Raw genomic sequence first — 23,577 nt, forward strand, 5'->3', positions numbered from 1 at the left:
ATGGCCATTGTCAGCACATCACCGGCCGCCCCGGCGCAGACTGCCCAGATCCTGAGCTACCACGGCAAGAGCTTTGTCTCCGGTCTGCAATGGCATCCGTTGGGTAGTCTGACCGGCTACATGAAGGAAGCCCGGGAATACGGACGCCTGCACAAGATGGACATCGTCGCCATCCGGCGCACGCCCAATGTCATCCAGGCCGGCTTCGTCGCGCGCAGCGCCGGGGCCATGAAGGGGATGTACTCGTTGGCCGCAGCGCTGGCCGGGCAGCTAGGTCAATCCTGGCTGGCGGCCTGGCAGGTGCCAGGTGATGAGCCTCGTTATGCTCTGGTAGCTGTGATCGACGGCGCCGTCATACCCGGTTATGACCTGGTGGGCTCGGCCACCGAGATTCAGCGCAAGGTCGCCCAGCTTGAAAGCCGCGCCCTGACCTTTGATGAGACCTACCTGCCGACTGAGTTCGGCCAGGGCGGCAAGCCGCTCGACATCGAAGAGCTGTTGCAGCCTGGCAATTTGAAGCGCGACTACGCCCTCAAGCCGCTTGCTTTCGGGATGAGCAAAGGCGAGTGGATCCGCGTAGGGGTCCTCGGACTCATCGTGGTGGCAGGGGTTATCGGCTACAGCCAGTGGGAGGCGCATAAGCGCGAGCAGAAGCGACTCGCCGCCGTCGCGGCCGAGGCCGCACGTCAGGCCGAGCTGCAAGCGATCAACGAGCGCTCCAAAGAACAACAGACCATCCAGGCCCTGGAACATCCTTGGGCGAAGCGCCCAGGCGTGGCGGACTTTCTCCTGACCTGCAACGGCGCTATCGACAGGCTCCCTCTCTCCATCGCTGGCTGGTTATTCACCTCGGCCCAGTGCGACGGCGTGCTCTTGTCGACCAATTACAAGCGCGACGGTAACAGCACGGCGTCGGCCTTTGTCGCGGCTACACGCGGGCACTTCGCCGATGAACCGGCATTCTTCGATGAAGGCAATGGCGCGGCCCTCAAGCTGACCTTCGAGCCACCCTTGGCGGGCGACGATGAGTTGCTGCAGGCGACGCCAGCCCTCGCTGGCCTGACCTCCTGGCTCCACGGACAAGGCCTGGCACCGACAGTCAAGGAAGTCCCGGTGGTCATTCCGGCACCTCAGGCCATGCCTGGCCAGCCGGCGCCGCCCGCACCGCCGCCCCCGGACTTCAAGCACTTCGAGCTGACCTTCAACACCGCGCTGCCGCCTGACATCGTCCTTAAAGACGTGCCCGACCAAGGCTTACGGCTGCGCGAGATCAAGACCCTTCTGCAGAGCGATCAGCTGGCCTGGTCGGTGACCGGTGACCTCTATGTCAAATGACCTTTCCTTCGCCGTGATCGGCGCCCTGATGCTGACGCTGGCCGCCCCGGCCTGGGCCGATACCTCCAAATCGGATGATCCAGACGGCATCACCGTTGGTGAGCTATCTCGGGTGCAGAGCGAAACCATCCTCTACAAAGCCCAGGGGGAGCGAGCCAAGGCGTTGCGCGAGCTGAACGATGGCGGAGCTCAAGCCAAGGTGGCCCCCCTGCCCAGTTACCTGCCACAGCCTGTCGCGATGCCTAGCAGCGCAGTAGGCGGCAGCGTTGAGCATGCTGGCACGGTGGACCAGTTGCCCGTGGTGAAGCTGATTTACGGGTCCGGCAAAGCCCTACGCGCGACCTTGCTCTACACCGGCGGGTTCGAGATCGATGCCTCTCTTGCATCCACCGACCTGCCCGGCGGCTACCGCGTGGCCAGCCTGACGCTAGACAGCGTAGTGCTTAGCCGCGGCGGTAAACGCTATCCGCTGGGGTTCTCCAATCGTGCCCCGAGCTATCCGGTGGCATCGGTAGCTACCAGCCAAGCCCCGGTATTGCCCGTGACCGTCACGCCAATGAATCCGGTAGCGCCGGTGCCGGTTTCCGCTCCGATCCCCATCGCCCTTCCGGGCTCCGCGCCTGCCGCCATTCAACCCTGAGGCCACTTTGATGAATTCGAGCAATCACATTGAATCGGCTGCGGACGAGGCGGAAGGCGACGCCAGGGCTATCGGCCAGCGGTTAGCGGGTGAGCTGGTGAGCGAGCTACTCCCGCTCCAGTCACGTCGCGTCCTTACTGCCGAAGGTGCCTTATGGGGCTCGGTGAAACCGGAGCTGCGTCAGCTCCTGGCTCTGGTCGAAGGTGCACGGCCCGCCGATCACGCACAGCTACTGGTGTCAGGCCAGCACCTGCGCGACCCCTTCGTCATGGCGTTCATGGGTGAGCTGGATCGGGCGGACCTGGACTATCGCGTGGTACCCAGCACCCTGAGCGAGATCCAAGCGCTGTACCAGGTCGATACGACCCGCAGCAGTACCACCACAGGGCTCGACAGTACTTCCCGCCAGCAGGAGGTCATCCGCCTGCTTGGCGAAGCTCACAGCCGTGGGGCTTCGGACGTCCACTTCGTTGTCGGTCGCGAAATCACGCACATCCTCTTTCGCATCCATGGACTGCTGACCGAGTACGGTCAGATCCAGAGCCGCATCGGCCGCGAACTCTGCTCGGCGCTCTACAACTCCATGTGCGACGTAGCCGAAGAGCACTATCAGCCCGAGATCAGTCAAGACGCCCGGGTCAAGCACGCCTTTGTGGCCCAACTGGGGCTCTTCGGCGCACGGGTCGCGTCACGGCCGTTGGTAGAAGGACCGCTCATGGTCCTGCGGCTGCTCTATGACGAGAAATCCAAGCAGTCCCTGAGTGAGCTGGGGTTTCTCGTCGAACAGATCGTCCTGCTCGATCGGCTACGCAGACTTCCGTACGGCGTCATTCTCATCACCGGGCCCACCGGCTCTGGCAAGTCGAAGACCCTGCAGGTGACCCTCAATACGCTGCATAGCGAGACTGAGGGCACTCGCCACATCCTCACGGTCGAGGATCCACCTGAGTACCCGCAAAAGGCCAACCAGTCGCCGCTGGGTCATGCCGAAACCTGGGACGGCGCCATCACCAACACCATGCGACTGGATCCGGACATTCTCATGTACGGCGAGGTGCGTGACCTGGCCACGGCCCAAGCGGCGTTTCGCGGCGGCATGACCGGTCACCTGGTCTTCTCGACCCTGCACACCAACAACGCGGTGGCCAGCCTACAGCGGCTCATCGACATGGGCGCCGACCCCAGTCTGGTGACAGATCCCGCGCTCATGTCGGGCCTCATCAACCAGTCACTGCTGCCGGTGCTGTGCACGCACTGCGCGCAGCCGCTGGACAGTCAACGCGACCAGCTGAATACGGCCCTGGTCGAGCGACTGGAACGGGTCATGGATACCGCGAAGGTGAGGCTGCAGGGTCCGGGGTGCGCGCATTGCCGCAACATGGGCGTCTCCTCTCGTACCGTCGTCGCCGAGGTACTGGTCCCCAACCACCGCTTCATGCAGATCTTCCGCGACCGAGGTGCCAGCGCGGCGAAAACCTACTGGGTTAGGGAGATGGGCGGGATCACCAAGCTCCAGCACACCATTAGCAAAGTCGCGGCTGGCCTGATCGATCCGCGCATGGCTGAGACCATTGTGGGACCGCTGGACATGGATCTCTTCGTCCTGGAGCAGCCCGATGCTCAGTAGAGTCTTGGACAGTTGGACGACCTTTGCTGATGCCTGGTACGCCAAGCAGTTTGGCGGCAAAGAGCGCATCCAGTTCTATGAAAGCCTCTGCGCACTCCTCGAGAATGGCGTCGGCATCGACGATGCTCTGGAAGAGGTCGGCGGAATCTTCAGCGATAACGGCAAGAAGCGCCGAGACCCGACCGCCCTGGCCACGGCGGGCATCAGCCAGGCCGTGCGTAACGGCAAGTCGCTAGGCGATGCCTGCCAGCGCTGGATGCCCTACCAAGAGACCGCGATCATCGCCGCCGGTGAGCGTTCGGGCGCCTTGGTACAGGCCTTTCTGGACTGCGTGCAGATGATCGAGGCCCGCGGTCGGATCTTGTCTCTGATCCTGTCCGTGACCGTCTACCCCATCATGCTCTGGGCAATGATGGCCTATCTGCTCCACGTCATCGCCTCGCGCATGGTCCCGGCCATGACCCGGGTCTCCAACCCCGAAGGCTGGACCGGCATCCCCTACCTGCTCTACCAGGTTTCCAGCTACGTCAACAACTGGGGCCTGCTGACCCTGATCGTCGTGCTAAGCGCCATCGTGCTGGCCATGGGTTCGCTGCCCTACCTGACCGGACCGCTTCGCGTCAGGCTCGATCGCATGCCGCCTTGGTCGATCTACAAGGCCCTCCACGGCTCCACCTTCCTGCTCAACATCTCGGTGATGCTCAAAGCCAACATCAATCAGATCGAGGCCTTGCAGTCCCTGCAGCGTGGCGCCACACCCTGGCTGCGCGAGCGCCTGATCGCGGCTATCTACGGCGTCAATCAGGGCAAGAACTTCGGCGAGGCCCTGCGCCTGGCTGGGCACGAGTTTCCCGACAAGACCGCCGTCCAGTTCCTCTGCGTATTGGCGACCCGCAAGGGCTTCTCCGAAGCCATCCACCGGTTCAGCAATCGCTGGATCGAGCAGACGCTCAAGCAGGTGGAGCGCTACACCAAGGCCTTCCTCACTTTCTCGACCATCGCCATGGGGCTCTTGATGCTCCTGGTCGTCAGCGGCGCCTTCAGCCTGCAGAGCAACGTTGCCAGCCTCTCCCACTAGACCCACCACCCAAGGAACCGCCATGAGCCAACCCTGCACCAGCCTCACTCAAGCCGACATTGAGACGTCGCACAACACAGTCGAGTCCACGCCGTTTCGTCTGCCGCCGCGCCACCGGCAGCGTGGCGTCTTCAGCCTGGAAATGATGTTCGTCCTGATCATTGCCGTCGTCGCCCTGGGCTACATCATCTACAACGGCGGTAGCCTCATGGGCTCCCAGGATGTGACCAACGAGCAGTCCAACATCGGCACCCTCATCGCCAACACCCGTAAGCTCAAGGCCAGCAGCGGCTACGGGACGTCCGGCACCAGCCTCGTCTCGCAGCTGGTGGCCAGCAAGGGCCTGCCCAACATGAGCGTCAATGGCAGCAACCTGTACAACGCCTGGGGCGGCTCGGTCACCGTGGTATCGAGCGGCATGACCTTCACCGTTACCGAAAACGCGCTGCCTCAGGATGCCTGCGTCACCCTGGCCACCAAGATCAGCCGCGGTACTAAGGTCACCACCGCCATCAACGGCGGAACCGCTGTCACCGGCGAAGTGGATCCGGGCACCGCTACCAGCGGCTGCAGCAAGGACGCCAATGTTGTGGCCTGGACGGTCTACTGAGTCCGCATGAGCCTGATCACGCAAGCCAACTTCGTCGACCTCTTCCTCGGCCCGGACTTCTCGGACGTGAAGGGTCTCGACGGCTCCGGTAGTCGACGGGAATCCGCGCCGGCCGCCTGGAGCACTGAGCTGCAGGCGTTGCGCGAGCAATGCCAGGCAAAGTCGACGGAGTTCGGCGATCCGGAATTCTCGCTGGTCCAGGACGGCATCGTCCTGCGGGTAACGCAGATCAAAGACGCCTTCTCGGAAGACGTCTTCATCATCCGTAAATCCAATGCCCAGATCCGCCCCTTCCACATGCTGGGGTTTCCCGAATCGCTAGCCACCGCCATGCTCAGTGACCAGGTGCGCGGGCTGGTCATCTTCTGCGGCGAAATGGGCACCGGCAAGACCAGCAGCGCCGCTTCGCTGATCGCTGCACGCCTACAGGCCTGCGGGGGTACAGCATTAGCCATCGAGGATCCGGCCGAGACGAACCTCAACGGTCTGCACGGCGAGGGACGCTGCATCCAGATGCAGGTGTCCCGCCGCACGGGTGGCTATGAGGAGGCGCTACTGCGCGCCTTGCGCACCGGTGCCGACATGATCCTCATCGGCGAGATACGCGACATCCCTACCGCTGTTCAAGCGGTACGCGCCGCCATCAATGGCGTCTTCGTCGCCACCACCTTCCATGCCGGCAACCCCACCCAGGCGCTGGAGCGGGTGCTGGCTCTAGCCAGCAATGAGATCAAGAACGCTCGCGAGATCCTGGCTCAGGGACTGGTAGCGGTGGTGGCTCAGACGCTGGAAACCCGCAATGACCGCCGCATCCTCAAGGTGCGCAGCCTTCTGGTCACCGGTGAAGACGGGCCCAGCATCCGCGAGAAGATTCGGGCGGGGCACATCGCGCAGCTGGACCAGGACATCGACAATCAACTCAAACGAGACCTCTGGGGATGAATACCTCACTCAGCAAAGCATCACAGCGGGGCTTCATCGCCCTGGATATGCTCTTTGGCCTGATCGTCTTCGCTGCCGTGATGACCGGTACCGCGGTCCTGGTAGCCAATCAGATGGACTCTCAGAATTATCGGATCGCGGCTGACCAGCAAAAGCAGGTTGCCGACGCCGCGGCCAAGTACCTGAAGGACAACTTCGCCACGGTTTACGCGGCCGCCGGCACCACGACGCCAGCGCAGATCACCCCGGCGATGCTGCGCAACACCAAATACCTCCCTGCGGGTTTCACCGACACCAACGCCTTTGGCCAGACCTTCGTTGTGCTAGCCAGGCGGGTCGCGACCAACCAGCTCGAATCCATCGTGCTTACCACCGGTGGCCAGGCCATTGATGAGATGGGCACCCGTGAGATCGCCGAAAATCTCGGCGCCCCGGGCGGCTTCGTGCCGGTGGCGAACACCGGCATCATCCAGGGCGTGCGCGGGGGCTGGTCGCTGACCCTGAGCAACTACGGTGTGAACCCGGGCGTGGGCCACACCGCCAGTGCCCTGTTCCTGCAGGACGGCACCCTGGCCAACGACTACCTCTACCGCAATGCCATCGCCGGCAAGCCCGAGCTGAATCGGATGAACACCGCCCTGAACATGGGCGGCAACGACCTCAACAATGCGGCCAATATCACCGCCTCGGGTACCGCCAATATCTCTGGCGATGTGAACGCCGGCCGCAACGTCAACGCGACTAGCAACGTGAACCTTAACGGCACGCTCACGGCCGGCGGAGACCTCCGGGCGGGTTCCATGTACCTGCAGGGCAATGCGTCCATGAACGGCAATGCCACCGTCGGAGGCAATGTCGCTGTCACTGGAGACACGACCACCGGCTCGATGTATGCGCGTGGCAACGTCCAGGGCGTCACCGCCAGCATGTCAGGGGAGACCTATACCACGGGTTGGTTCAGGACTCGTGGGGATACCGGCTGGTACAGCGAGAAGTGGGGCGGCGGCTGGCACATGACGGATAGTGACTGGGTGCGTACCTATGCGGGCAAGAACGTCTACACGTCCGGCCAGATGCGCGGTAATAGTCTCTTCTCTGACGGCAGGACGTATGTCGGCGAATACATCCAGTTGATTGGCTCAGCCAATGAAAACTGGGGTTGTAGCCCAAATGGACTCGTGAGCCGCGATGGCGCTGGTGCATTGCTCTCCTGCGAGAGTGGGCTGTGGCGTAGACCCAAGGCCAAAACACCGACTTGCACGGCCTACACCATTCCGGGCTACGACCCGAACGACGTGACAACTCGGGCGTGCCCCGTGGGCACCAAGGTCGGTTGGGACACAGGTGGCAGTGGGCAGCGTTGGGCGTCTACGCCCAACATCGCCATCGGCCAGAACGATTATGCGACCATCTTTTGCTGTGAATTCTGAGGTAGCCGCATGTACGACATTCCAACCCTCCTAGCGCTGCGCCTTCTGGCTAGCGCTGTGCGTGTCCAGCAGCAGACGCTGGAAACCATGGCCCTCGACGAGCCGGGGACCCATCAGGCCCGGGAGCTGCTGCACCAAGTCGATGCTCTGCTCGAGGAGATGATTGATCCGGACCAGCTTCAGACCTTGGTTGACGAACAGCACCGCCTGAGCCGGAAGGTGGGCTGAGCCATGCCGATGCTCTGGGTCATCATGGTCGTGATGCTGGCAGGGGCCGGTTTGCTGAGCGAGCAGCTGCAGCGCAGCGACAACCGCCGTCAGGGGGTCGATGTCTCAGCGCTCGCCCACAACCTGCTGATCTATCGGAATGCGCTGGCTGAGTACGCCTACAACAACCCGGGCATCGCTGGCGCGCCTGCGGATTCTGCACTGGCCTTGCCCACCTGGTGGGTGCACGCGGCAGGGGTGAGCGGCTATGTGCAGGCCGGATCCAGCTACGCCTACTACGCAGCGCCCCCCAATGGCCTGGTGACGACGTTGGCCGAGCTCACCGAATCCGCCGCGGTGGGCTACGCCACGAACGGGCAACTGGTCAGCCCCTCGTCTGGCGCCACTGGAATCGCCCTCCCAGCGGCCGTCCCTGCCGGCGCAGCCGTGGCCTATCGCTAGACGAACAGTTCGGCAAGCAGGGCAACGCCGCCGACCAGAACGGCGCCAGCGGCCAATGTTAGGGCCATCATCAGACCACTGGCGGTCGCAGCGATCATGTCGGTCGGGTGGTCTTCGGTGTCCATGCTGAGATCCAGATAGGAAGTCACTCTGGATCGTTTGGGTAGCATGAAAATTCAGGCAGCCGTCCAAGGGCGTGGACCAGTGGAGGGTTTCGGGGAATGACTGCTAGGACCGGATTAAGGCAGATAGGCGAACGGTGAAGCCCCAAAGCTTTCGGGTCTCAAAAATGACGTTTGAGTCGCGTGGTGTCCATCGCTCCAAGTACAATTTCATGGCGTCAAGAATGGACCTTTCGCTATGCAAGCTCTCCCCCTCCCGCGCATGTCACCGGATGATGATGCCCTGAGGCATCTGCCCCTGATCTCCGTGATCGTGCCCTGCTACAACGCAGGCGCTTATCTTGAGGAAGGCCTGGCCAGTATCTATGCCCAGGACTACCCGCGCTTCGAGGTCATCGTCGTCGACGATGGATCAACCGACGACAGTGTGCAGCGCCTGGTCGCGCTGCAGGAGCGATTTGACTTCGAGCTGGTGACTCAGCCCAATGCTGGCGTCAGCGCTGCGTTAAATACCGGCCTCGCCCATGCCCGAGGCAAGTACGTCGCCACACCGGATCTGGACGACGTGATGCTGCCGCAATCTTTGCGGATCCGCGCGGCCTACCTGGAGGAGCATCCCGAGACGCCTTGTGTGGGCGCCTTGGTCAGTTTCATGGACAGCAACGGCAACTGGCTCAAGGACCAGCACGCTGGAGCCGTTCAACTGCTGGACTTCGATGAGGCGCTACGGAAGACGCGGGTGGTCGGGGCACCGGTTGCGCTTTATCGCAAGGCGATACTAGACGAGGTCGGCGGCTACGATCCGGCAATTCGCGTCCAGGACTTCCAGATGACCCTCAAGGTCTCGGCCCTGGGCCAACCTATTGCGATCTTACCCGTGATGGTCACGCGCTATCGACGCCACGCGGGAAACCTTTCCCGCCGATACCGGCTGCTGCTTGAGGCGGATCTGCTCGCCATCGCGCCCTATCAGGATCACCCTGGCTATCGGCAGGGGCACACGTCAGTCGTCAACAAGGCGCTTAAATACGCCGTGCGGCACGACAAGCTCGAAGCGCTGCGCATGCTGCGGCTAATCCCATTGCGCTCTATGGACCGCACTACCCTGCACCGGGTACGACGTCTGCTTACGCCCTACCGGCCTTCCAGGAAGTAGCGCCATGATCTCCATCGTCATTTGCTCGGTGAAGCCTGAGCTGCTGGAAGCGGTTACGCGAAACATCGAAGCCACGATCGGCGTGCCCTACCAGCTGATCGCTATCGACAACCGGCAAGCTAATCGTGGGTTATGCGCCGTCTACAACGAAGGCGCCCAGCGTGCTCGGCACGACATCGTGTGCTTCATGCACGAGGATCTGGAGCTCTTGGAGGTGAACTGGGGCCTCAGGGTGGTTGACCACTTCCAGGAAGACGGCCAGCTAGGTGCGATCGGCGTTGCCGGGGCCCGCTTCAAGAGCCGTGGCCCTTCCGGCTGGATGGCCGCCGGCAAGTCCGAGACGAACTGCATGCGTCTGTACCAGCGGCATCGTGACGGTACGGATAACCTGTTTCACCTTCGCCCTGCAGGCGATAGGCGTCCGCGTCAGCCGGTTTGCACGCTCGATGGGGTCTGGATCTGCGCTCGCCGCGAGGTGGTCCTTGAGCTGCCCTTCAACGAAGCCCTGCCCCCCTTCCATTTCTATGATATTGACTTCGCCCTGCGGGTGAGCCGGCGCTATGAGGTGGCGGTGGTCTACGACGTCGGGCTGCGCCACTTCTCAGAGGGCCATTTCGATGCGCGCTGGATGCGGGCCGCGCTCGACTACCAGGCTCTACGCGACGAAGTGGTGGCCCGTGTGGCAATGGGCGCCGATGACCTCTCGGTGCCTTTGCTAGAACAACGCGGCGCACGCTTCTGGATGAAGTTCTTGCGCAAGGTGAAGGCGCCGTGGCGCCTGCGGTGGGAGTGGGTGCAGGCCAGCGGCGCGCTGGGCTATCCCAAGCTGTGGTGGCTTGCGGTCAAGTTTCTCTGCTACTACCCGTTGAAATTCCGCTAGGCCAGTCGGCCTTCTTACGAAGCGAGTGCTCGGCGGGGACGGTTCAGCTCACGCTGTACCTGATGCGGACACGCCCGGGGAAAGACGTCCTCAGGTATCAAGCTCTGCTGGGAGAGGTTGATGATACGTCGACCTTCCGCTGCCAGCACGCCAGCGGCCAGCTCCATCGCCGGCAGGATCCGCGTCTGCAGGTGCTGATCCAGACCGCATGGCGCTGATTGACCAGGTGCCGTCTCATAGAATCGCGGCGCCTGGACATTGAGATCCACCCCAGCCAGGTAGATCTCGTCAAAGCCCAGGTGATAGGCCAGCTGCATGCAGATATACGCCACCGTGCGGACGTCGAAAACGCCGTAGTCCATGTCCTTGCTGAAGCCAATGTCCCGCGCCCGCTTGCTGAATGGCGAGACCAGCCGCACAGCCTGGTCCTGATCGCGGCCAAAGTAGTCGCGAAAGCTGGCCCGGGGCGCCTTGCGCAGCGCGTAGGCCTTGCCGGTGTATCGACTGGACAGTCGCTCGATGTCCTCGGGCCACAGGGCCAGGCGCTGCGCCTGCTCGACCGCAGCCTCATAGAGAGCAGGCTGCTGCTCTTGGAAGCTGCGATCACTGCAAACGTAGTACAGCGGCCGGACGGACGCCTCGAGGAGCTTGGTGACCGCGCCGTTCATGGTAATGATCGGCACGCCGGCCCAGCGGCGAATGTCGAGCTCGGCGGATGAAGGCCCGGACGCCAAGATCAGGACGGCGCCCCGATGGGCATTTTTTTGCGACGAGAAAGCGCTTCCCACGTGGACAATCTCCATAGGCGGGCCAGACAACTTGACCTTGGCCAAGCGCGAATAGGGTTCGTTCGGAAGGGCTTGTTGTTATCGAAAGCGAGGGGCTGTTGCAGAAGATCCCGCTCGGAAAGCAGAAAACGCTGGCAGCTGGTGTCCGCTGAAAATTGACCCAGGTCACAATGATCCCAAACCAAGCCCTTCGCCCACAATGATCGTTAGCGGGACAACTATTTCCCAGTTGTAACCATATCTGGACCAGATTCGGTTAAGCGCTGCCCTGGAATGCCGCACCTGCCACCGTTCGCCTTGTAGGCCAGACGGCCATCGACAGGTGAATCCCATGCGTGTGTTTTTGTGCGAAAAGCCCAGCCAGGGTAAGGACATTGCCCGGGTGCTCGGCGCTACCGGGCGCGGTGAGGGCTGCATTCGTGGCCAGGGGGTAGTGGTGACCTGGGGGATCGGTCATCTTCTGGAGCAGGCCCCCCCCGAGGCCTATGATCCGCAGTTGAAGTCCTGGTCTCTGGACGCGCTGCCGATCCTTCCGGCGAGCTGGAAGGTCGAGGTCAAGCCCAAGACCAGCAGCCAGTTCAAGGTGGTCAAGGCGCTGCTCAAGGAAGCGACCGAGTTGGTCATCGCCACCGACGCCGATCGCGAGGGCGAGATGATCGCCCGCGAGCTGCTGGAGCACTGCGGCTATCGCGGGCCGGTCCAGCGACTGTGGCTGTCGGCGCTCAACGACGCCTCGATCCGCCAGGCCCTGGCGAGCCTCAAGCCCGGGGCGGAAACCTTTCCCATGTATCACTCCGCGCTGGCTCGCTCCCGGGCTGACTGGCTGATCGGGATGAACTTCACCCGGCTGTTCACCCTGCTTGGCCGCCAGGCCGGCTACAGCGGGGTGCTGTCGGTAGGACGGGTGCAGACGCCTACGCTGCGTTTGGTGGTCGACCGCGATCGGGAGATCGCCCACTTTATCCCGGTGCCCTTCTGGAGCCTGGAGGTGCTGCTGGCCGCCAACGGCCAGACCTTCACCGCCCAATGGAGACCTGCCCGCGACATCACCGATGACGAGGGGCGCTGCTTGGACCAGCGCCATGCCCTAGCTGCACAGGCGCGCCTCACTGCCGGATCTACCGCCATTGCGGTGTCGGTCGACACCGAGCGGGTCAAGGAGGTGGCACCCCTGCCCTTCGATCTGGGTACGCTGCAGGAGATCTGCTCGAAGAAGCTCGGCCTCGGGGCACAGGAGACCCTGAACGTCGCCCAGGCGCTGTATGAGACACACAAGGCGACGACCTACCCGCGGACCGACTGCGGCTACTTGCCCACCAGCATGCTACCGGAGGTGCCGGCCGTGCTCGAGGCGATCCGGCGCACAGACCCGTCCATTGCCCCGGTGCTGACCTGCATCGATCCGGCGCAGCGCTCGCGGGCCTGGAACGACGCCAAGATCACCGCGCACCACGGCATCATCCCGACCCTGGAGCCCGCCAACCTGGCGGCCATGAGCGACAAGGAGCGTGCCGTCTACAGCCTGATCCGCGCGCACTACCTCGCCCAGTTCATGCCCCACCACGAGTTCGACCGGACGGTGGCGGATTTCGACTGCAACCAGGTGGCGTTGCGAGCGGTGGGCAAGCGCATCGTCGTGCCTGGCTGGAAGACGCTGTTCCAGACCGCGCCTGCTGCTGAGGATGATGAGGACAGCAAGGAGAAGGACCGCTCGCAGATCCTGCCGCCGCTGCAGAACGCCTCTCGCGCCCAGGTGCAGCAGGCCCAGCTCAAGGCGCAGCAGACGCAACCACCTAAGCCTTACACCGAAGGCGATCTCATCAAGGCGATGAAGACCGTGGCCAAGCTGGTGACCGATCCGCGCCTGGCCGCCAAACTCAAAGAGACCACGGGCATCGGCACCGAGGCCACCCGGGCCAGCATCATCCAGGGGCTGATCGATCGTCAGTTTCTGCTCAAGAAGGGCAAGGCAGTACGGGCTTCCGACGCCGGCGTCTCGCTGATCGCCGCGGTGCCGCCGGCAGTGGCCGACCCTGGCACTACTGCCATCTGGGAGCAGGCCTTGGACATGATTGAGGCAGGCACCATGCGGCTGGACGACTTCATCGCCAAGCAAGGCGCCTGGATCGGCAAGCTGGTCGCCCAGTACCGCCAGACCACGCTTAACATCAAGGTCCCGGAGGGTCCGTCCTGCCCGCTCTGCCAGGGCAAGATGGCACAGCGAAAGGGCAAGAGCGGCAACTTCTGGTCATGCCTACGCTACCCAGACTGCAAGGGCCTGGTGAACATCGAGGCATCGAAAGGAAACGGCAAGACAGGTAGCAGAAGCAGAGGTGCGGCGAAGACTTAGAGGGCGAGCAGCAGCTGCTGCCAACTCGAAAAGAGCGAATCGATCAGATCAAAACACCCAATCCGCAGATGGCAGCAGCGCGCATCAACCCCAGCGCGCAAGAACGAAAGCAAGGTAACGTCCAAGTCAGCTAGGGCTTAGATTTTGCCTGGTAGAAGATTGCTCCACAACCGGTCCTCGGCAATCTTGCGTTAAAAAGTATCGCCCCCCCATAATGCAGATGTTCCACCCCGCTCGCGCACTGGCGGTCATCAGTGGCAACCCCGGAGTTTCTCGACCTGGTCCTGAAGCTCCACCCCCAAGAGCACGCTAAGCATCGGGTAGGGCGTGTAGATCTTTGCGTGATGCTCTCCCTGTGTCTCCCTGCTCCGCAGCTGACACGCAGCCGTCTAACTACGTGAAAAGCGGGTTTACAGGCACATAGGGCTCACAGAAGGTTCGGTGCACACTGTACTTCGGGCCAACCTGGTGTGTTGGCCCACACTGTTCCTCCCCTTCAGCTGCATTCGAAGGGTAGCCTGGTCCTCTCGGCATCGCCTGGTGGACGAGGCTACCCCTCGGGTAGCCCTCCTCTCTGCCGGTGCCCGCCGGCGCAAAAATGGGATCCCTTTGTGCGCGGATGCGTGCCTTGCGATTACTGGCCCTAGCCACGATAACGGGTCGGGTGAATGCGACGATCATCAGGACGGTAGGTCAATGCCCAGGGACCACCAATGCCGGTGCTCACGCTCACAGGTGGCATCTTTCTCTTGAGCTCCACTAGCCTTACCCTCGCCGAGGCGCCTTGCTGCTAGACCCAGCGCTGCGCCTGGCGCGCTTCTCCTGCTTTCTCTTCCTCGCTCCACCGCCGCTTCCTCGCCCGCCTTGCTCCGCCCTCCTTCCGCTTGACAGCCCTATCCGCCGCCTCCGATGATTGCCCCATGTTCCGCTGACGTCGTCAGCAACATGCCCAGGCAGCTCTGGATCTCAAGACTGCAACGTGGCCATCCACGTCGATCCGAACCCATAGTTCGCCAAGCTTCCGGAGGCGCGAACGGTTGACCGGTTCTACCGGTTGATGGAGGCACCTCACACATCTGCTCTACCTACCCAGCGGGGACACACTCCCCCGCCCGGGATCAGTGTTTCTCCGCATTACTCACCTGCAGGAGAAACACCATGACTACCCCTACCCTGAGCTATCGCTTTGGCGAATCCGTCGGTACTGCCCTGCGTGAAATCATTCGCTCCGTGCGTAATGCCCAAGCCCAGGCACGTGCTGCGCGTCCGTCCATAGCAGCGGCTGAACGTCGTGTACTCGAGTTTCCGCAACCGATCGTATCGGCTGCAGTGCTTGAGGAGATGGATCACGTGCCGGCGCTCGTTCGCCGCAACGCGATCGACCTCAACACCTGGTTCAAGCAAAACACCCAGGAAGCCCAGCCTGAAAAGCCCAAGCGTGAGCGCAAGCCGCGCAAACCCAAGGCTGCCGCCTCTGTCACTGAGCCCGTCCAGTCGCCAGCGCCCCGCGTGCTGCGTCCGGGCTCCCTGGACCAGCTGATCGCCCCGATCGACCCTGAGGTCGCGCTGGCCAGCTGATTCACACCTTACCCACCCCTGTCGGGAAACCTCCCGTCAGGGCGGTTTTCCTGACTTCACCCCTGAAGAAGGAAGACTATGAAACCTAAGCGTCAAGCTGCCCTCGCGGAGGATCTCCGTAAGATCGGTACAACCGCTGTAGCCGCTGCCGTCGTAGGCCTTTTCCTCAGCGACCACAAGTCGTTGACGGCTTGCGCACTGGTAACTGGTGCAGTAATTTGGCTGTATGGCATCTACCTAACCAAGGAGGAATGACATGAGCCAGACCGCCTTCGGGATACTCATGCTGGGAAGCCTGCTGACTCTGTGTACTGGTTTGACGGTCTGGGCTGACTGGCCCAACCTCAAGCAGAAGGCTCAGAAACTGCTAGGCCACCACTGATTGATGCGCCGCTTTACCAAAGCCCTCCTCGGAGGGCTTTTTCATTTCAGGGGTATTGACAAGCGATACGGCCCTGAACATTCTGAGGGTGTATGCCGCTGACGTTGTCAGCAACATGCCCCAGGCAGTCTCGGATCTCACGACTGCGGTGCGCCCCAAGCGCATTGATCCAAACCCAAGTTCGCTAAGCATTCGGTAGCGCGAACGATTGACCGGCACCCCCGGTTGATGAATGCACCTTCCACCCACCCTCGATGGGACTACCCGTCAGGGCCGGTCTCCGTCACAACCTGGAGACCTTCCATGAGAAGCGGTTTAGCGTTGTACCAGGCATTGCGCTCCATCGATGTCTCGGAAGACAAAGCAACTGCTGTTGTCGATGCTCTGGAGACTGAAATGCAAACCCAGCTGGCTACCAAAGCTGATCTGGCACAGCTCAAGTCCGAGCTCGAACTCAAGCTCACCATCCGCATGGGCGTCATGCTCTCTGCCGCTGTAGGCGTCATGCTGACTGCGTTCAAGTTCATGCACTGACCTGGCACCACCCTTTCTGGCTACACCCACCCACGCGGGGAATACTCTTCCCCTCCCGGGCAAGGTGTTCTCCGTTTTCACCTATTGAAACTGGAGATACACCATGAGCAACCAAGCCAACGAAAGCCAATACTTCGACCTGCACACCACCGGTATCGGTTACCTCAACCGCATCCGCGAAGTGAAACCCAAAGGCAGAGGCGCCAAGCCGTTTTTGGCCGTCGCCGTAGCAGCCCTGTGCGGCAGCAAAGAAGCGGTGGAATACCGCTACATCGACTGCAATGTCGTCGGCGCCGAAGCTGAAAAGCTGGTTCGTCGTTGCATTGAAGCCGTCAACGCTGAGAAGAAGGTCCTCGTGTCCTTCCGCATCGGTGATTGCTGGGCTGATCCCTTCACCTACTCTTCCGGACCGAAGCAGGGACAACACGGCGCAAGCCTGAAAGGTCGCCTCCTGTACATCGGCTGGATCAAAGTAGAAGGTGAGTTCGTCTACGAAGCCAAACCGCGCGACGCAGCCCCGTCTGAGCAGCAAGGTACGGATCAAGGGGATGACAGCGACCAATCGGCCGCTTGATTCACCCAGTTCTTCCAGGCGCCCACCGGGCGCCCCTGCTCTACCTAGGCTTTGCCACCTTTCTCTTCGCACACCCATCCGGGGGCACCATCCCCGGACCGGGGCATGGTGATCTCCATTAGCTGAATTTTGGAGCCCATCATGCAAGTCATCGCCACCATCAAGTCCGAGCTGCCCGCCCTGCCCATCGTTGCCGAAGTCTCCTATGACGACGCAACCGAAGAGCTGCTGAGCAGCGACCTGTTCTGCGACAACGCCTGGTTTCTGTTCGAGATGAACGCTACCAGCGCTGATCGCGTCCAGGCCTGACTGACCACACCCTATAGGCGCCCTCGGGCGCCTTTGTCTTTTGGAGGCCCCATGGCAACCGATACCGCACCTGCTCACAGCAAGTTCGATCACGACGACGCCGGCAACAACTACCCGTTGCAGGTCCTGCAGTCCCGCCGCGGTTTCTACCTCGGTACCCTGGACGATGAAGGCCTGCCCTTTAGCCGTGAGTCGGCCGAATACTTCCGCAGCCATAAAGCTGCAGCAGACGCTCTTCATTCGGGAAAGTGGGCTCGGCATTCGCTGAGCATCTGACCACCTGAACACCACCCACCAGGGCTCTCTCCCTGGTGGGATATGGCCCTGACGCACCTAGGTATTTGCCAGCTAGCTATCGATTGCTATGCTGCAACCTCAACAGGATGTGAACCATGCCATATAACGTTGTGATCTCAGGATGCGTCGAGTGCGCGGTCGTCAGCCTGGAGGCTGCCGGTCAGGCCCTGACCTTCTACCGAGCACTAGGCCACAAGCCGCGGTTGTTCTACTCGATGTCCATCGATCACCTCGGTGATGAGATTGATGACGCGGGCAAGACCCTGCGCGAGTACACGTCGATGAGCGCGGCGGAGTTTGCCGAGTACCTCAAGAGGTTTCGTAAGGTCCGATACGCCCGCGATCACGATCTTGACTGCCCTACCGTATCAGCGTCGCTTTTCAACGTGATCGGGGCCTACAAAGGCCGTGAACGCGTGATCGCTGAGCTTCACTACCAGGATGGATCAGAGCAACCCTCTGACATTCGCGTCTATACCCATTTGCTGCGTGTCACCCAGGGCCTCATGGCGCTCGAAGACCTGTAGCAACACCCAACACCACCCAGAGGGGCTGACCCTCTGGGCAGCTCTTCGTCCGAGGAGCTGCACATGAACACCGATCCTACTTCCGCCACTCACACCATCACCGAACACACCGGCCTAGTGGCCGTCCTGGTCGACCTGCAGCGGCAAGGTTGGCGCGCAACTGAGCTTTGGGATGGCGAGGAATGGAGGCCTATTTCCACCACCTGGTCCGCTGATGAGATTGCCGAACACGCAGCGGAAACCGATCTGGCCAAAGTGCGCTTCCTATCAGAAAGCCATGCGGGCTACGAAGGCGCGATGCTGCTGGTGTGGGGCAACAGTCCCATCGAGCTGATCGCCGACATGACCATCGCAAATGGCTTCGCTGAGGCCGTCGAACGCGCTCAGCGGACGGTTTGGCCACACTACCCTGACGATGAAGCTGCCATCCGTTGGGCTTGCCCAAAATGCGGATCGGCTGATGTCTCGGCAGAAGGTGGAGTGGAACCACCTCACCCCGTGACGGATTCTCTTGAGGATGATGAAGCCGCCTGCGACGACACCTGCGAGATGACCTGCAACACCTGTCAGCACCAAGACAGCGCGATGTTCTTCGCTGTCGACCTAGACCAGCTGTAACCCGCGCTCAAACGAGCTCTACATCTATCACACCACCCAGAGGGGCCGACCCTCTGGGCGGCTCCTCCTTTTGAGGAGGTACTTATGACGGTGCCTGCCCTTCATATGCGGCCATCGATACCCGGCTATCCGCTACAAGCTGCTAATCAGCTCAATGTAGTACGCCGTTCTTGGTCAGCTAATGCACCCAAATATCAGGCTATTCGACGATCCCATGCTTCGGAATTAACGAGATCTCTGGGTCGATTTCCTGCCAAGCCGCAAAGAAGATTTTCTATCGCGCGGACAGCCATCGCCCGCCGCGTCTCATGGGTAGCGGAGCCGATATGCGGAACGGTGACCACATTGCTGAGGCTAAAAAGCGGTGACGTCGCCATCGGCTCTTTCACGAAGACATCAAGACCTGCGGCACGGATCTCTCCCGCCGCTAGGGCTTGTACCAGGGCAGCCTCGTCGACCACTGGCCCACGGGATACGTTAACGAGGATTGCGGATCGCTTCATCAGCTGAAATTCCTTGGCACCGATGAAGTTTTTGGTTTTTTCAGTCAGGGGCGTCATGGGACAAACAAAGTCCGACGACCCAAGCAACTCTTCTTTCGACAGGTATCGCGCGCTCAGCTCACGCTCAATATCCAGTTTACGTGAACGCCCGCTGTACAAAATCTGCATGCCGAAGCCAAAGTGACCACGACGGGCAATAGCACTGCCGATCTGACCCATCCCGAGAATCCCAAGCGTCTTTCCATGCACATCGGTACCGAATTGCGCTTCGCCCGTTGCCTGAAGCCAGTTGCCTGTCTTCGTCCAGTGATCAAGCTCCGGGACCCTCCTGGCCGTCGACAAAATCAGTGCGAAGGCGAGGTCGGCAGTGGTCTCAGTGAGTACATCGGGGGTGTTCGTCAGAAGGACCCCTTGCTCGGTCAAGGCATTCACATCGTAGTTGTCATAGCCGACAGAGATGCTTGAGATGATCTGTAGATTCTTGGCAGATTCGATCTGTGATCTACTGAATTTTCTATTGCCGCCGATGAGGCCATGCGCCACGGGCAAGACCCTATCTAGCTGACTATTCAAGTCTTCGCCGGCTCCTTCGAGCCTGATGATTTCAAGTTCCTGTGCATAAGGCTCAAGAAGATCAACTGGAACACGATTGAAGGCGACAACCGTCTTGCGCATGGATAGCTCTCAAGGCTGTGGGATTGTTGATTGTCTTGCCGGCCACTAACACGCTCCTGGTGTGGGTGAACAAACAGCAAGCCAGCCTTGCGGCTGGCTTTTTTTAGTGAGTGACTGGCTTAGCAGGTGGAAGCTCAGCCCCCTTTGGAGGAGCGGTTTTTAGCGACTCGATCACTCGCTTGGCCTGCTCCACATCGAAGGCGCCGTCCCATTTAGCGATGGCGATAGTGCCGATGCCATTGCCGATCAAGTTGGTCACAGCGCGCGCCTCGTTGAGGAAGCGATCGATACCAAGCAGCAGCACCAGGCCTACCAAGGGAATGGCGTGGATGGTGGTGAGCGTCGCTGCCAGAGTGATGAAGCCGGCACCGGCAACCCCGGCAGATCCCTTCGAGGTCAGCAGAAGCACACCCAGCAGCATCAGCTGATCCATGATGGAAAGCGGGGTATTGGTAGCCTGGGCGATGAAGATGGCCGCCATGGTGAGGTAGATGCAGGTGCCGTCAGCGTTGAAGGCGTAGCCGGTAGGCAGCACCATGCCCACTACAGACTTTTCGCAGCCCAACCGCTCCAGCTTGGCCATCATGCGCGGCAGTACTGCCTCGGTGGAGCAGGTACCGAGAGTGATCAGAATCTCGTCCTTGAAGTAGCGCAGAAACTGCATCAGGGACAGTCCAGACCAACGCGCGACAGCACCCAGTACCACGACGATGAACAGGAGCGTCGTGATGTACAGAGCCACCAGCAACTGCCCCAACGACAGCAGAGTGCCGATGCCGTACTTGCCGATGGTGAACGCCATACCGGCACCCGCCCCAAGCGGCGCGAGCCGCATGACCATACCGACGATCTTGAACAACCCCTGCATGAACAGATCGATGATGTTCACCAGTGGCTTGCTCTTCTCACCCAGCTGAACCAGGGCGATGCCCATCAGTACGGAAATCAGGATCACCTGCAGCATCGAGCCCTTGGCAAAGGCATCGGCGAAGGTGTGAGGGATGATGTTGAGGAAGAAGTCGACCGTACCGCCCTGCTGCTCAGCGGCCTGGCTATACTTCTGCACTGCGCTACCGTCGAGCGTGGCAGAATTGATGTTCATGCCCACACCGGGCTTGACCACGTTCACCACAATCAGGCCGATGACCAGCGCAATGGTGGTCACAATCTCGAAGTAAGTCAGAGCCTTCACTCCGATACGTCCTACCTCTTTGATGCTGCCCATCTTCGCGATGCCAACCACTACGGTACCGAAGATGATGGGCGCTAGAAGCATCTTGATCAGCTTGATGAAGCCGTCGGCAAGCGGCTGCAGCTTGGCACCTAGCTGAGGTTCGAAATAGCCAATTGCACCGCCGATGACGATACCGATCAGCACCTGGATATAGAGTTGGCCATACCACCGGGACTTCTTGATCTCCGCTTCCATTGGGGCACCTCGTTTTATTGTTGTGTTCGGGGCTTGCTGGATTCTGTACGGGTATCTGGCCGCGTTTTGAGAACGCGGCCAGAGGAGATTTATCAGCTGTCGCTGAGCTCGCGCATGACCTTGTAGAGCGCCGACTTGGCTTCGAAGCCCACACCCGGCACATCCGGCAGACCGACGTAGCCGTCTTCCACGCGGATGCCATCGGCGAAGCCACCGAAGGGCTGGAACACGTCTGGATAGGATTCGTTACCGCCCAGATGCAGGCCGGCAGCGATGTTCAGCGACATCTGGTGGCCGCCGTGGGGTACTACGCGACGCGACGACCAGCCCAGCTCTTCCATCGCCTTGAGGGTGCGCATGTACTCGACCAGGCCATAGGACAGGGCGCAGTCGAATTGGACGTAGTCACGATCGGAGCGCATGCCACCGTGGCGCAGCAGGTTGCGTGCATCCTGATGGGAAAAGAGGTTTTCCCCAGTAGCCATCGGCAGATCGTAGTGGTTGGCCAGCTCGGCCTGGAGAGCATAGTCCAGCGGGTCGCCAGCCTCTTCATACCAGAACAGGTTGTAGGGCTTGAGCGCCTCGGCATAGGCGATCGCGGTCTGCTGATCGAAACGACCGTTGGCATCCACCGCTAACCGACGACCATCGCCGACCACATCGATCACTGCCTCGATACGACGGATGTCTTCGGCCAGCGGAGCGGCGCCGATCTTCATCTTTACCACGCTGTAGCCACGGTCGAGATATCCACGCATCTCATCCTGCAGCTGGGAGTGGTCTTTACCCGGGTAGTAGTAACCGCCGGCAGCGTACACCCAGACCTTGTCGTCGGCCTGGCCGTTGCGATAGCGGTCGGCGAGCAGACGGTACAGCGGCTTGCCTTCGATCTTGGCGACGGCGTCCCACACTGCCATGTCGATGGTACCCACCGCGACGGAGCGCTCACCATGGCCACCGGGCTTTTCGTTGGTCATCAGGGTCTTCCAGATGGCGAACGGATCGAGGTTGTTGTTTTCCTTGTCGATCAGGCTCTCGGGGTCGGCTTCGCTCACCCGGGCCAGGAAGCGATCGCGCATCAGAGCGCCCTGTCCGTAGCGACCGTTGGAGTTGAAGCCATAGCCCACAACCGGCTTACCGTCGCGGATTTGATCCGTGATCACGGCGACGACCGAACAGGTCATCTTCGAAAAATCGATATAGGCATTCGCGATGGGCGATGCAATGGATACGGTCTTCTCACGAATCTCGACGATACGCATTGGGTGCGCTCCTTTGTTGTTGGAGGCCCAAACATAGACCTAGCGATCTACCCCGCCTAATGCTATTAATGCCTGACCACATGCTGAAACGGCATTGCCCAAATGGAGCTGGTCTGGCTCGAAGATTTCATTGCGTTGGCGGAGAGCGGTAGTTTCATTCGCGCCGCCGAAGCTCGCCATGTCACACAGCCGGCATTCAGTCGCCGCATTCGTTCCCTGGAGCACTGGGTAGGCACACCTCTGTTCATCAGGACGCCTCAAGGCACGTCGCTTACCGAAGCCGGCAAGTTCATCTTGGACGATGCCCAGGACACCATCAGTCGTCTTTACCGGTTGCGTGAAGATGCCCTTCAAGCCAGTGGGACGGTCATCAAGCACCTGGAGATTGCGGCAACCCATTCCCTGTCGTTTACCTTCTTCCCCAGATGGATCCGTCAGCTCGACCGCAAAGCCCCCATCGAGGCCATTCGGCTCCATTCAGACAGCATGCCCCGCTGCGAAGGGATGCTTTCCCACAGCCACGTGCAATTCCTGCTCAGTCACAGGCACATCCACGTGCCACCTCGCCTTCCCGCGGATGCCTATATCAGCAAACGGATAGGAGAGGACTCGCTCATCCCACTGGTTGCAAGCAACGTGAACCTGGCTGTGGATCTGAGCGAGCTACCCTATCTTGCGTACAGCGAGGAGTCCGGCTTAGGTCGCTTTGTGGCGCACCAGTTTGCTGATAAGGCCGACTACACGAAGCTGAAGCCGCTCTTCAGAAGTCATCTCGCCGCGGTGCTGATGTCGATGGCCCTAGAGGGCAAGGGCATCGCCTGGCTTCCCAGATCGCTGACCGAGCAGGAGATGTCTTCAGGTCACCTTGTACGCGCACTGGATGAGAGCTGGGACATCCCCTTGGAAATCCACCTCACCAGACCCACGGCTGTTATCAGCAGCTTTGCTGAAAACTTCTGGCGCCAGCTTGGGTAGCGTTGCAGCCTAGCGCTCGAAATCGCTGCAGCTAGATCTGCTTCTAATGCTGCTACCACCACAAAGCGTATGCTTTACCCCTTGCAGTGTTGACCGAGCGGAAGGTTGCCTACAGAATTCGGCGTACATGCAGCTGACGTCGTCAGCCATGCCCAGGTGGTCAGGATCTCAAGACCACGGCGCCCTGCGCTGATCCAACCCCAAGCTTGCCGAGCATCCGGTAGCGCAAGCGGTCGGCTCCGCCGATGGATGCACCTCTCACCGTTTTCTCCCACAGGGTACCCATT

Annotated in this window: 26 protein-coding genes; 21 read left to right on the forward strand and 5 right to left on the reverse strand. The window is 61.0% G+C overall.

The window, feature by feature from the left end:
* The 9 genes from pilO2 (at position 1) to pilM (ending at position 8,331) form a co-directional block, all read left to right on the forward strand.
* A complete protein-coding gene (gene pilO2 / locus QKY98_RS11030; protein ID WP_284670874.1) occupies positions 1 to 1,335 on the forward strand; it encodes a type 4b pilus protein PilO2 in 1,335 nt (444 codons plus the stop codon).
* A complete protein-coding gene (gene pilP, locus QKY98_RS11035; protein WP_284670875.1) occupies positions 1,325 to 1,975 on the forward strand; it encodes a type IV pilus biogenesis protein PilP in 651 nt (216 codons plus the stop codon). Before pilO2 ends, pilP begins: the two co-directional genes overlap by 11 nt.
* A 10-nt stretch (positions 1,976 to 1,985) precedes the next feature.
* Positions 1,986 to 3,602 carry a GspE/PulE family protein gene (locus QKY98_RS11040; RefSeq protein WP_284670876.1) on the forward strand — a complete coding sequence of 539 codons (1,617 nt, stop codon included), beginning with the start codon at positions 1,986 to 1,988 and terminating at the stop codon, positions 3,600 to 3,602.
* Positions 3,592 to 4,680: a type II secretion system F family protein gene (locus tag QKY98_RS11045; protein ID WP_284670877.1), complete on the forward strand. Its 1,089-nt coding sequence runs from the start codon at positions 3,592 to 3,594 to the stop codon at positions 4,678 to 4,680. Before QKY98_RS11040 ends, QKY98_RS11045 begins: the two co-directional genes overlap by 11 nt.
* Before the next feature lie 142 nt (positions 4,681 to 4,822).
* Positions 4,823 to 5,290: a type 4 pilus major pilin gene (locus tag QKY98_RS11050; RefSeq protein WP_177416753.1), complete on the forward strand. Its 468-nt coding sequence runs from the start codon at positions 4,823 to 4,825 to the stop codon at positions 5,288 to 5,290.
* 6 nt (positions 5,291 to 5,296) lie between these two features.
* Positions 5,297 to 6,232 (forward strand): ATPase, T2SS/T4P/T4SS family, encoded by a 936-nt coding sequence (locus QKY98_RS11055; RefSeq protein ID WP_284670878.1) that lies wholly within the window; start codon positions 5,297 to 5,299, stop codon positions 6,230 to 6,232.
* On the forward strand, positions 6,229 to 7,662 hold the full coding sequence (pilV, locus tag QKY98_RS11060) for a shufflon system plasmid conjugative transfer pilus tip adhesin PilV (protein WP_284670879.1): 1,434 nt from the start codon (positions 6,229 to 6,231) through the stop codon (positions 7,660 to 7,662). Before QKY98_RS11055 ends, pilV begins: the two co-directional genes overlap by 4 nt.
* A gap of 9 nt (positions 7,663 to 7,671) precedes the next feature.
* Positions 7,672 to 7,890, forward strand: a complete 219-nt coding sequence (locus QKY98_RS11065; protein ID WP_284670880.1) for a hypothetical protein — start codon at positions 7,672 to 7,674, stop codon at positions 7,888 to 7,890.
* A 3-nt stretch (positions 7,891 to 7,893) separates the two neighbouring features.
* The gene (pilM, locus tag QKY98_RS11070; RefSeq protein WP_284670881.1) at positions 7,894 to 8,331 is read left to right on the forward strand and encodes a type IV pilus biogenesis protein PilM; all 438 of its coding nucleotides are present in this window, start codon (positions 7,894 to 7,896) and stop codon (positions 8,329 to 8,331) included.
* Here the strand turns inward: pilM and QKY98_RS11075 are convergent.
* Positions 8,328 to 8,456: a hypothetical protein gene (locus tag QKY98_RS11075; RefSeq protein ID WP_284670882.1), complete on the reverse strand. Its 129-nt coding sequence runs from the start codon at positions 8,454 to 8,456 to the stop codon at positions 8,328 to 8,330. The two genes, pilM and QKY98_RS11075, sit on opposite strands and share 4 nt — an antisense overlap.
* A 235-nt stretch (positions 8,457 to 8,691) precedes the next feature.
* Between QKY98_RS11075 and QKY98_RS11080 the strand changes: the two genes are divergently transcribed.
* The gene (locus QKY98_RS11080) at positions 8,692 to 9,609 is read left to right on the forward strand and encodes a glycosyltransferase family 2 protein (protein WP_082066232.1); all 918 of its coding nucleotides are present in this window, start codon (positions 8,692 to 8,694) and stop codon (positions 9,607 to 9,609) included.
* A 4-nt stretch (positions 9,610 to 9,613) separates the two neighbouring features.
* Positions 9,614 to 10,489 (forward strand): glycosyltransferase, encoded by an 876-nt coding sequence (locus QKY98_RS11085; RefSeq protein ID WP_284670883.1) that lies wholly within the window; start codon positions 9,614 to 9,616, stop codon positions 10,487 to 10,489.
* A 14-nt stretch (positions 10,490 to 10,503) separates the two neighbouring features.
* Here the strand turns inward: QKY98_RS11085 and QKY98_RS11090 are convergent, their stop codons facing one another.
* Entirely contained in the window at positions 10,504 to 11,322 is an 819-nt protein-coding gene (locus tag QKY98_RS11090) for a WaaZ-like lipopolysaccharide core biosynthesis protein (RefSeq protein WP_284670884.1), read from the reverse strand.
* Positions 11,323 to 11,608: 286 nt separating this feature from the next.
* Here QKY98_RS11090 and QKY98_RS11095 point away from each other — a divergent pair, with 286 nt between their 5' ends.
* From QKY98_RS11095 to QKY98_RS11135, 9 genes are all read left to right on the forward strand, one after another.
* A complete protein-coding gene (locus tag QKY98_RS11095; RefSeq protein ID WP_284670885.1) occupies positions 11,609 to 13,627 on the forward strand; it encodes a DNA topoisomerase III in 2,019 nt (672 codons plus the stop codon).
* A 1,158-nt stretch (positions 13,628 to 14,785) separates the two neighbouring features.
* Positions 14,786 to 15,205, forward strand: a complete 420-nt coding sequence (locus tag QKY98_RS11100; RefSeq protein ID WP_284670886.1) for a hypothetical protein — start codon at positions 14,786 to 14,788, stop codon at positions 15,203 to 15,205.
* A gap of 256 nt (positions 15,206 to 15,461) precedes the next feature.
* Positions 15,462 to 15,587: a hypothetical protein gene (locus QKY98_RS11105; protein ID WP_007160880.1), complete on the forward strand. Its 126-nt coding sequence runs from the start codon at positions 15,462 to 15,464 to the stop codon at positions 15,585 to 15,587.
* A gap of 303 nt (positions 15,588 to 15,890) precedes the next feature.
* Positions 15,891 to 16,121 (forward strand): hypothetical protein, encoded by a 231-nt coding sequence (locus QKY98_RS11110; RefSeq protein WP_058778667.1) that lies wholly within the window; start codon positions 15,891 to 15,893, stop codon positions 16,119 to 16,121.
* 103 nt (positions 16,122 to 16,224) lie between these two features.
* Complete coding sequence (locus tag QKY98_RS11115) at positions 16,225 to 16,695, forward strand: STY4534 family ICE replication protein (RefSeq protein ID WP_284670887.1); 471 nt, start codon at positions 16,225 to 16,227, stop codon at positions 16,693 to 16,695.
* 141 nt (positions 16,696 to 16,836) lie between these two features.
* Positions 16,837 to 17,004 carry a hypothetical protein gene (locus QKY98_RS11120; protein ID WP_167497031.1) on the forward strand — a complete coding sequence of 56 codons (168 nt, stop codon included), beginning with the start codon at positions 16,837 to 16,839 and terminating at the stop codon, positions 17,002 to 17,004.
* Between the two features lie 51 nt (positions 17,005 to 17,055).
* Positions 17,056 to 17,280, forward strand: coding sequence for a hypothetical protein (locus tag QKY98_RS11125; RefSeq protein ID WP_044340834.1), 225 nt, complete (start codon positions 17,056 to 17,058; stop codon positions 17,278 to 17,280).
* Positions 17,281 to 17,396: 116 nt separating this feature from the next.
* A complete protein-coding gene (locus QKY98_RS11130; RefSeq protein ID WP_284670888.1) occupies positions 17,397 to 17,828 on the forward strand; it encodes a hypothetical protein in 432 nt (143 codons plus the stop codon).
* A gap of 63 nt (positions 17,829 to 17,891) precedes the next feature.
* Entirely contained in the window at positions 17,892 to 18,446 is a 555-nt protein-coding gene (locus QKY98_RS11135) for a hypothetical protein (RefSeq protein ID WP_284670889.1), read from the forward strand.
* A gap of 194 nt (positions 18,447 to 18,640) precedes the next feature.
* Here the strand turns inward: QKY98_RS11135 and QKY98_RS11140 are convergent, their stop codons facing one another.
* The 3 genes from QKY98_RS11140 to QKY98_RS11150 form a co-directional block, all read right to left on the reverse strand.
* The gene (locus tag QKY98_RS11140; protein WP_284670890.1) at positions 18,641 to 19,624 is read right to left on the reverse strand and encodes a 2-hydroxyacid dehydrogenase; all 984 of its coding nucleotides are present in this window, start codon (positions 19,622 to 19,624) and stop codon (positions 18,641 to 18,643) included.
* Between the two features lie 103 nt (positions 19,625 to 19,727).
* On the reverse strand, positions 19,728 to 21,053 hold the full coding sequence (gene dctA / locus QKY98_RS11145) for a C4-dicarboxylate transporter DctA (RefSeq protein WP_284670891.1): 1,326 nt from the start codon (positions 21,051 to 21,053) through the stop codon (positions 19,728 to 19,730).
* A 92-nt stretch (positions 21,054 to 21,145) separates the two neighbouring features.
* Positions 21,146 to 22,315, reverse strand: coding sequence for a mandelate racemase/muconate lactonizing enzyme family protein (locus QKY98_RS11150; RefSeq protein WP_284670892.1), 1,170 nt, complete (start codon positions 22,313 to 22,315; stop codon positions 21,146 to 21,148).
* Positions 22,316 to 22,417: 102 nt separating this feature from the next.
* Between QKY98_RS11150 and QKY98_RS11155 the strand changes: the two genes are divergently transcribed.
* Entirely contained in the window at positions 22,418 to 23,290 is an 873-nt protein-coding gene (locus tag QKY98_RS11155) for a LysR family transcriptional regulator (protein ID WP_284670893.1), read from the forward strand.
* Positions 23,291 to 23,577: the final 287 nt, after the last annotated feature.

Origin of the sequence: Pseudomonas sp. HR1, assembly GCF_030175875.1 — a bacterium.
Classification (GTDB): Bacteria; Pseudomonadota; Gammaproteobacteria; order Pseudomonadales; family Pseudomonadaceae; genus Chryseomonas; species Chryseomonas oryzihabitans.

What these genes read in the sequence shown, in the direction of transcription:
- QKY98_RS11100 (WP_284670886.1), top strand. Translation starts at nt 14,786, where the DNA reads ATGACTACCCCTACCCTGAGCTATCGCTTTGGCGAATCCGTCGGTACT.
- QKY98_RS11140 (WP_284670890.1), bottom strand. Translation starts at nt 19,624, where the DNA reads ATGCGCAAGACGGTTGTCGCCTTCAATCGTGTTCCAGTTGATCTTCTT.
- QKY98_RS11075 (WP_284670882.1), bottom strand. Translation starts at nt 8,456, where the DNA reads ATGGACACCGAAGACCACCCGACCGACATGATCGCTGCGACCGCCAGT.
- QKY98_RS11120 (WP_167497031.1), top strand. Translation starts at nt 16,837, where the DNA reads ATGCAAGTCATCGCCACCATCAAGTCCGAGCTGCCCGCCCTGCCCATC.
- QKY98_RS11055 (WP_284670878.1), top strand. Translation starts at nt 5,297, where the DNA reads ATGAGCCTGATCACGCAAGCCAACTTCGTCGACCTCTTCCTCGGCCCG.
- QKY98_RS11110 (WP_058778667.1), top strand. Translation starts at nt 15,891, where the DNA reads ATGAGAAGCGGTTTAGCGTTGTACCAGGCATTGCGCTCCATCGATGTC.
- QKY98_RS11135 (WP_284670889.1), top strand. Translation starts at nt 17,892, where the DNA reads ATGAACACCGATCCTACTTCCGCCACTCACACCATCACCGAACACACC.
- pilV (WP_284670879.1), top strand. Translation starts at nt 6,229, where the DNA reads ATGAATACCTCACTCAGCAAAGCATCACAGCGGGGCTTCATCGCCCTG.
- QKY98_RS11080 (WP_082066232.1), top strand. Translation starts at nt 8,692, where the DNA reads ATGCAAGCTCTCCCCCTCCCGCGCATGTCACCGGATGATGATGCCCTG.
- QKY98_RS11065 (WP_284670880.1), top strand. Translation starts at nt 7,672, where the DNA reads ATGTACGACATTCCAACCCTCCTAGCGCTGCGCCTTCTGGCTAGCGCT.
- QKY98_RS11045 (WP_284670877.1), top strand. Translation starts at nt 3,592, where the DNA reads ATGCTCAGTAGAGTCTTGGACAGTTGGACGACCTTTGCTGATGCCTGG.
- QKY98_RS11150 (WP_284670892.1), bottom strand. Translation starts at nt 22,315, where the DNA reads ATGCGTATCGTCGAGATTCGTGAGAAGACCGTATCCATTGCATCGCCC.
- pilO2 (WP_284670874.1), top strand. Translation starts at nt 1, where the DNA reads ATGGCCATTGTCAGCACATCACCGGCCGCCCCGGCGCAGACTGCCCAG.
- QKY98_RS11085 (WP_284670883.1), top strand. Translation starts at nt 9,614, where the DNA reads ATGATCTCCATCGTCATTTGCTCGGTGAAGCCTGAGCTGCTGGAAGCG.
- QKY98_RS11125 (WP_044340834.1), top strand. Translation starts at nt 17,056, where the DNA reads ATGGCAACCGATACCGCACCTGCTCACAGCAAGTTCGATCACGACGAC.
- QKY98_RS11105 (WP_007160880.1), top strand. Translation starts at nt 15,462, where the DNA reads ATGAGCCAGACCGCCTTCGGGATACTCATGCTGGGAAGCCTGCTGACT.
- QKY98_RS11040 (WP_284670876.1), top strand. Translation starts at nt 1,986, where the DNA reads ATGAATTCGAGCAATCACATTGAATCGGCTGCGGACGAGGCGGAAGGC.
- QKY98_RS11155 (WP_284670893.1), top strand. Translation starts at nt 22,418, where the DNA reads ATGGAGCTGGTCTGGCTCGAAGATTTCATTGCGTTGGCGGAGAGCGGT.
- pilP (WP_284670875.1), top strand. Translation starts at nt 1,325, where the DNA reads ATGTCAAATGACCTTTCCTTCGCCGTGATCGGCGCCCTGATGCTGACG.
- QKY98_RS11095 (WP_284670885.1), top strand. Translation starts at nt 11,609, where the DNA reads ATGCGTGTGTTTTTGTGCGAAAAGCCCAGCCAGGGTAAGGACATTGCC.
- QKY98_RS11130 (WP_284670888.1), top strand. Translation starts at nt 17,397, where the DNA reads ATGCCATATAACGTTGTGATCTCAGGATGCGTCGAGTGCGCGGTCGTC.
- pilM (WP_284670881.1), top strand. Translation starts at nt 7,894, where the DNA reads ATGCCGATGCTCTGGGTCATCATGGTCGTGATGCTGGCAGGGGCCGGT.
- QKY98_RS11115 (WP_284670887.1), top strand. Translation starts at nt 16,225, where the DNA reads ATGAGCAACCAAGCCAACGAAAGCCAATACTTCGACCTGCACACCACC.
- dctA (WP_284670891.1), bottom strand. Translation starts at nt 21,053, where the DNA reads ATGGAAGCGGAGATCAAGAAGTCCCGGTGGTATGGCCAACTCTATATC.
- QKY98_RS11050 (WP_177416753.1), top strand. Translation starts at nt 4,823, where the DNA reads ATGATGTTCGTCCTGATCATTGCCGTCGTCGCCCTGGGCTACATCATC.